The sequence below is a fragment of the Myxococcus vastator genome (assembly GCF_010894475.1).
Classification (GTDB): Bacteria; Myxococcota; Myxococcia; order Myxococcales; family Myxococcaceae; genus Myxococcus; species Myxococcus vastator.
In genome coordinates, this window is sequence record NZ_JAAIYB010000432.1 from 1 (window position 1) to 7,100 (window position 7,100).

The window sequence follows — 7,100 nt, forward strand, 5'->3', positions numbered from 1 at the left end:
GTGCCGCTCGGGGCAGCTCGTCAGTTGGTGCGCGGACCATGACTGCGCGGTGATGCCCGAGCACCGCGTGTGCATCTCCACCCCGTTGCCGGACATCACCGACCTGCCTCGCGCCGAGGCGCGGGAGGAGATTCGCGAGGCGCTGCGCAGCCTCTCCGGGGCCTCCATCTCCAGCGAGGCGCCGGAGGAGTTCATCATCGTCCGCACCACGGCGACGCTCCAGCGCTGCGACGAGCTCGAGGCCGGCGGCGTTGCGGCGCTGAACGAGGAGGCGCTGGTGGGGTGCGCCTATAGCTGCCCCGTCTCCCTCAACGCCATCGAAGGGGACGTGTACCTGGGCTTCGACACGCTCACCGAGCAGTGCGCCCAGGGCGTGCGCGTCTGCGCCTCGGGAGATTTGCACTGGCGGCCCTGAGCCTCAGCGCAGGTGGTGCCGGTGGAGCAGATCGATGAGGTAGCTCCTGTCCATCTGCGCCAACCGCGCCGCCAACGAGACGTTGGTCCCCGCGCGCTCCATCAGCGCCTTGAGGAATTGAACCTCGAAGTCCTCGAGCACCTTCTGGCGGGCCTCGCGGTAGCCGCGCTCCAGGGGCAGGGCCACGGAGGGCGCGGGGGGCGATGACGCCTGGGCCGCGCCCGAGCCTCCCGCGGCCTGCTCCAGGGCGGGAGGCTCTCCCATGGCGAGGATGGCCTCCGCGTAGTTGCGCAGCTCTCGCACGTTGCCCGGCCAGCGGTGCGCCAGCAGCGTGGCCATGAGCGGCGAGGGCACCAGCGCCGACAGCGGGCCGGTGTACCCGGCCTCGCTCAGGAAGTGCTCCACCAGCAGGGGGATGTCCTCCACGCGTTGGTGGAGCGGGGGGACCTCCAGCCGCACCACCGCGAGCCGGTAGTAGAGGTCCAGGCGGAACGTGTTGGCGTTGACCTCGGCGCGGAGGTCCCGGTGGGTGGCGCTGATGACGCGCACGTCCACGGACAGCTCCTCGCTCCCCCCGAGCCTCCGGAAGCGCCGCCGCTCCAGCACGCCCAACAGCGCCGTCTGGAGCGCGGGGGACAGCTCGCCAATCTCGTCCAGGAAGAGCGTGCCGCCCTGCGCCCGCTCGAAGACGCCGATGTGGCGGCGCTCCGCCCCCGTGAAGGCGCCGCGCTCGTGGCCGAACAGCTCGCTGGCGACGAGCCCGGGAGAGATGACCCCGCAGTCCAGCGTCACGAAGGGCTTCTTCGCGCGCGGGCTCTCGTCGTGGAGGGCTCGGGCGATGAGCTCCTTGCCGGTGCCGGACTCGCCCTGGAGCAGCACCGAGGCGTCCGTCCGCGCCGCCCGGAGTATCTGCGCCATCAGCCGCCGCATCGGGGCGCTCTGGCCTCGCAGCGGCCCCAGCGCTCCGGAGTCATGCAGGGACACGGTGCGCGTGGGCCCGTCCCCCACCCGCAGCGAGGTCCGCCCCAGCGTGAGGACCGTCCCTGGCGCCACCGTGCCGCGCTCCAGGAGCGCGGTCCCCACCGCCGTGCCGTTGGTGGAGCCAAGGTCCGCCACCGCGACACGGTCTCCCTTTCGCGAGAGCTCCAGGTGGTACCGGGACACCGTGGGGTCCGCCAGGCGCAGCTCATTGCTCTCCGCCGTCCCCACCGTCACCGTCTCACCGTCCGCAGTGTGCGAGCGGCCCTGGTCCGGGCCTCCCACGACCTCAATGGTCAGCGTGCGGATGGGGAGCCCCATGGGGCGATCCGGGCGCGTCGTTCCGCTGGACATGGCCCGCGAAGCTAGCACAGGGCCCCGTGTCGGCTGCGTCCCCAAGGGGTGTCGGCGACTCCCTACAGGCCACACCCCACAAGCACGGCCGCGAGCAGCGCGCGCTCCCTCGCGCGACGCGCTGGTACGTCGCTTGCCTAGGCCCCGGACCGACAAACGTGACACCCACTTGGAGGTCCAGCATGAAGAACCCCGCGAAGTCCCCGTCCCCCGGCCCGCGCCGCGGCTCCAGACGGAGCCATGGCGTCCTCGGGACGCTCCTCCTCCTGCTCACAAGCGCTTGCGGCGGGGCCGACACCGGCGAGCCGGACGCCGGAGCGCCGGACTCGGGCGTGCCCGACTCCGGCGTGCCAATCGAGCCCGCGTGCCCCAACAGCGCCGACGATGGCGTCTGTCTCACGAAGGCGCGGCTGACCTACCTCGACGTGCGCTACGACCTGAGCCAGCCCGTCTTCGTGAACAACCGCGTGCCCATCCAGTTTGGCATCACCTCGACGAGCCTCAACCCGGCCGCGCCCGCGACCCGCAACGTCGCCGTCAGCTTCAGCTTCATCGAGGCGAACCCCGCCAACCCCGCGGAGCCCATCGAGTGCGCCTCCAGCGCCATCGACGTCGACCTCGTTGGCGACGGTCAGGAGCAAATCGTCGATGGCTTCATCTGGCCGACCTCGCTGTGCGGGGCGCTGGTGGACAAGGCGGTGAACCTGCGCGTCACCTTCGATGGGGACGAGCCTGACACCGGCATTGACTACCCGGCGGTCACCTTCACCGAGGCGGCCCGCGGCGCCGAGCTCAACCAGGCGTGCCGGGGCGTCGCCGACCTGTCGGCCCCGGACCTCCGCCGAGGCTGCGTCTACACCTTCGACATCGAGCCGACCCCGACCGATGGGACCGACAAGCTCATCGATGTGCTCTTCGATTCCATGGAGCCCGGCTCGTCGGTGGCCATCCTCCCCTACGTCGCCCCTGACGCCACCGAGGAGAAGCTCGCGCCCAGCCTGGTCGTCGAGTCGACGCTCGTCGTCAATGGCCGCGACCCCTATGTCTCGGGGCTGGCGCCGGAAGACGTGCCGCCGGAGCTCGAGGCGAACGCGCCGGGTATCACCGGGGACCTCCAGTTCGGCCAGGAGCCCGATGCGCTCGAGGCCCTCACGGCCATGCCCGCGCGCGCCACGCTCCGGTACGAGCTCGCGCCCGAGGGCGCCGAGGGCGGCTGGCTTCCGCTCACCGTGGGAGACGCGAGCTCGGAGCTCGGCCGCGTCGACGAGGTCGTCATCGAGCAGTTGATGCCAGGCACCGCGAACACGTTCGCCCACGAGCTCTTCGCCGAGGGGGCGACCCGCGCCGCGCTGCGCGAGGGCGGCGCGTGGGCCGACGTCAGCGACTTCGCCGTGAGGGGGTGCTTCGTGGCGGACTTCCCGCAGGAGGGCAACGAGGGACAGGGAGACACGAGCGACTGCCACGTCGTCCCGGTCGTGCTGGTGCGGGAGACCCCGGACGCCTCCGCCGCGACGTCCATCAGCTTCGACCAGGAGTTCACCCGCAGGCTCGGGAAAGCGAACCGGATGAGCGTCGCGGTGCAGCTCACGACGCAGAACCGGCTCGACCGCGCCGGCGCCTCCAGCCGCATCGAAGGCTCGGTCGAGCTCGAGGGCAAGCTCGGGCGTTCCTACTCGGTCACCATCGCGCGTGCCGTGGGGCAGGCCACGCTCGGCGTGGACCCAGGGGAGACGGGCTATGAGCTCACGGTCGACGCGTTCAACCAGCGCGTCCACAGCTTCTCCCGGAGCGCCCCCAGCCTCGAGCACGAGGAGGAGTTCTCCGCGGCGAAGTCCTTCGCGTTCCCGAACCTCGGCTTCGGCTTCGGCCCCGTGCGCATCGGCTTCAAGATCAGCCTCGGCGGGGAGGTCGGCCTGACGACGAACGACAGCCTCTCCGTCTCGACGGACGCGGCGCGGTGCGGGGAGCTGCTCCAGAGCGAGGACGCGCTCGGCATGTGTGGAGCCATCGCGCGCACCATCACCCCCGGGTTCAACTTCACCGCGTCGATTGAGGGCGGCATCAACATCCGCATCGTCAAGGCCGCCGTCGTGGCCGACCTCCAGCTCGTCAACACCGACTTCCCGCTCACCGCCTCGCTCGCCTTTGGCCAGCGCGACAACGGGAGCCTGGTGGTGCTCGGCAACGCCAACTGGGAGCTCGGCATGCAGCTCATCCGCGGAAACGTGTCCATCGTGGGCCGCGTCGGGATTCGCCGCTTCAGCCGCACCCTCCGCGTGCACCTCTTCAGCTTCAGCTCGCGGCGCTTCTCCCAGACGCTGCTCGACCGCTCGATGGACTTCGCCGAGGTGCTCGAATGAACGGGCGGATGATGGGCATCGCGGCCGGGCTCGGGCTCGCGACGGTGGGAATCGTGGCCGGGACATGGGATGACGCGGAGGAAGGGGCGTCGCCGGCCGTGACGCACGCGCCGGCGGAGCCCGCTCCGGGCGCCCCCGAGTGCCGCTTCGAGCGCCAGGACACCGCGGCCTTCTCCTTCGAGTCCACCGCCACCCTCGACGAGGTCCCCGCTCCGCGAGTGGAAGACCACTTCCAGGGCCACTTGAGCTGGGTCGTCGTCGAGGAGGCGCAAGCGGGTCGCCCCGCGCTGCTGCGCGCGGCCCTGAGCGCCGTAGAGCTCGAGCAGGCGCTCTCCCAGGAGCGGGTGAGCGCCGTGGAGCTCGAAGACAGTCCCTTCTACGTGCGGGTCGATGCGCGGTGCCGCTTCGCTGGCATCGGCTTCTCCCCGCGCTGGAGCGGCGCGAGCCGTCGCCTCGTGAGCACGCTCCTGGAGAGCCTCGAGTTCGTGCTGCCCGGCGATGACTCGACGCACTGGAGCGCCGAGCAGCGCGACGGGGTGGGCGTCTACACCGCGGAGTACCGCCGTGACGAGGCGCCGGGGGGCGCGGCGCGGCTCGTCCGCACCAAGCCGCGTTATCACCTCGACGACACCGCCCAGCGCCTGGGCCTGCGCGTGCAGGTGCTCGGCGCGACGGCCGAGGCGGACTTCGACTCCGAGCGCGGCGGCTGGATGCGGCGCGTGGAGGGTCAGGAGACGCTTCGCATCCACCTCCCTGGAGAGGCGCCGCAAGGCTTCACGCACCGCTTCCACCTGGTGCGCGAGGACGGGCACTTCGTCTCCGTGCGTGACTCGGTGGCGCCCGGGGAGGCGGACTTCTCGGACGTGTTCGAGTCGGACCCGACGACGCCGTCGCCCGTGGACACGGAGCTCGCGGCGCTCGACGCTGGCGCGGCGCGCGCCGGCTTCCTCGCCTTCTTCGGCCAGGGGGGCAAGAGCGCCGTGTTCCCCGCCGCTCGCTTCCTGGCGGGGTGGCTCCGCGCGCACCCGGAGGAGAGCGCCGTGCTGCTCGCCGACCTGAGACGCGGGGCCATTGACGAGACGGCGCGCTCCGCGTTCTTCCTGGCCTTCGAATTGGCGGGCACCGAGCAGTCCCGGCAGGTGCTCGCGGACGCGCTGGTCAGCAGGGACCTCTCGGCGCTCGACCGCAGCCGGGCGGCGTCCGCGCTGGCCGACCACGGCGAGCCGTCGCGGCAGGCGGCGGACCTGTTGCTCGCCCAGGCCCGGGGGTCGGATTCGCCCATGGTCGCGAACGTGAGCCTGCTCGGGCTCGGGAGCATGGCGGGGCGCACCCGGCCTGGCGACCCGCTGCGCGACGAGCTGCACGCGGCGCTGCGCGAAGAGCTGGAGCGCACCGTGGGCAGCAACGACGAGCTCGCCGTCCTGGATGCCATTGGGAACAGCGGCGACGACGCGTTCCGGACGGAGCTCGACGAGCGGCTGAGGACGGGGGCTCCCGCCCTGCGAGGGCGCGCGGCCGAGGCGCTCGGACGCCTCTCGCCCGAGGTCACCCGGCCGCTCCTCGTGTCCCAGCTCGAGCGCGAGCCGAGCCCGGGGGTGAGCACCACCATCCTTCGGAGCCTGAGCCACATGGCGCCAGGAGCGGAGCTCGACCTGACAGGGGCCGAGCTGGCCCTGGCCGGGCGGAAACTCGCCAGCGCCTCGAGCGTGGAGGAGCGCGCGGGCGTGATTGAGTGGGTGGGCCGCGCGCGCGGTCAGCTCGAGGCCCGCCGCGTCCTGGCCGCCCACTTCCCACGGGAGCCGAACGTCCACCTCCAGCAGCGCATTGGAGCGTTCGTGACTCCCAGCGAGCTGCGTGAGTTCATGCGATGACGCTGCCTCGGACGCGAGCCTTCGCGACAAGTCTCGCGTTCGTGGGGCTCGTGGCGTGCGCTGGGGGGGACGCGCCGCCACGAGCCCCGCTCGATGAGGGAGAGACGTTGTTCATGGCGGAGCCCGTCGCCTTCGGCGCGGACGGGCTCACGCCGTTCCTCTCCATCCCGCCGTTCGCGGGAGCGTCGGTCGCGCTGTGGGCCAGGAGCGAGCCGGGCACCTGCTTCGCGCTCGACGCGCTCGAGGACTCCGAGGGCCGGACCTGGGTGAGCAAGCGAGAAGCCGGCCCCTACTGCACCGACTGCGGGGTGCGCACCTCCATCGCGCAGGAGGAAGCGCTGTTCGTGCTCCCCAGCGGCGAAGGCTTCGCGCCCCGCGAGGGCTTCACCGTGCGTTTCGGGCTCATGGCCTGCGACACGCTCACCCCCGTGAAGACGGGAGGCACGCCTCCGCTTCAACTGGCCTGGCTGCCGCGCGCGCGTCTTCCGGAGCACGGCCGCCTCTCGCTGCGCTTCCTGGTGTCGCGACACTCCATGCTCCTCGGGCAACCCGAGCGACAGCGCGAACTGCTGGAGCGCGTGAATGACGAACTCGAGGAGGCGGGCCTGCAGGTGACGCTGGACGCGGTCGCCGAGCTCCCGGACGCGTCCGCGGAGACGCGCTTCTGGACGACGGAGCTCGACGAGCTTTCAGCCCTGCGGGAGCGCGCGCCGCCCGCGCTGGACTCGACGGTCGATATCGTCTTCGCCGGGTGCCTCCGTTACGACGACCCCTTCTTCGGGCCACCCGTGCCGGTCGACGGCTTCACCCCTCGCGTGGGAGGAGGCGCCGGCCCCGCGTCGGCCGTCTTCATGCCCGGCCTGCGGTGTGACGCCTTCAGCAGAGGCCCGGCCCCGTGGCCACTGGACGCCTACGCGCGAGTCCTCGCGCACGAGCTGGGGCATTTCCTCGGCGTCTACCACTCCGTCGAGACGGATGGCACGACCGACCTCCTGAGCGACACAGGCGAACAGAACATCATGAATCCCCACCCGAGCCGCGTCGGCGCTCGGGGCTGGAGCCCCTCCCAGAGGCGACAGATTCTGAGTCACCCTTGGGTTCGCCCCGCCCCCACCCTCGTAC

The 7,100-nt window shown here is 71.8% G+C and carries 5 protein-coding genes; 4 read left to right on the top strand and 1 reads right to left on the bottom strand.

Features of this window, described 5'->3' with window-relative positions; translation table 11 throughout:
* Positions 1-415: hypothetical protein (locus tag G4D87_RS30505; RefSeq protein ID WP_163786219.1), on the top strand; the 415-nt coding region annotated here is incomplete at its 5' end.
* 3 nt (positions 416-418) lie between these two features.
* On the opposite strand, the gene G4D87_RS30510 is transcribed toward G4D87_RS30505, so the two are convergent.
* A complete protein-coding gene (locus G4D87_RS30510; protein ID WP_163786220.1) occupies positions 419-1,714 on the bottom strand; it encodes a sigma 54-interacting transcriptional regulator in 1,296 nt (431 codons plus the stop codon).
* Positions 1,715-1,929: 215 nt separating this feature from the next.
* Between G4D87_RS30510 and G4D87_RS30515 the strand changes: the two genes are divergently transcribed.
* From G4D87_RS30515 to G4D87_RS30525, 3 genes are all read left to right on the top strand, one after another.
* Positions 1,930-4,107, top strand: coding sequence for a hypothetical protein (locus G4D87_RS30515; RefSeq protein WP_163786221.1), 2,178 nt, complete (start codon positions 1,930-1,932; stop codon positions 4,105-4,107).
* Positions 4,104-5,978 carry a hypothetical protein gene (locus G4D87_RS30520; RefSeq protein WP_163786222.1) on the top strand — a complete coding sequence of 625 codons (1,875 nt, stop codon included), beginning with the start codon at positions 4,104-4,106 and terminating at the stop codon, positions 5,976-5,978. Before G4D87_RS30515 ends, G4D87_RS30520 begins: the two co-directional genes overlap by 4 nt.
* Positions 5,979-6,091: 113 nt before the next feature.
* Positions 6,092-7,100: zinc metalloprotease (locus tag G4D87_RS30525; protein ID WP_163786223.1), on the top strand; the 1,009-nt coding region annotated here is incomplete at its 3' end.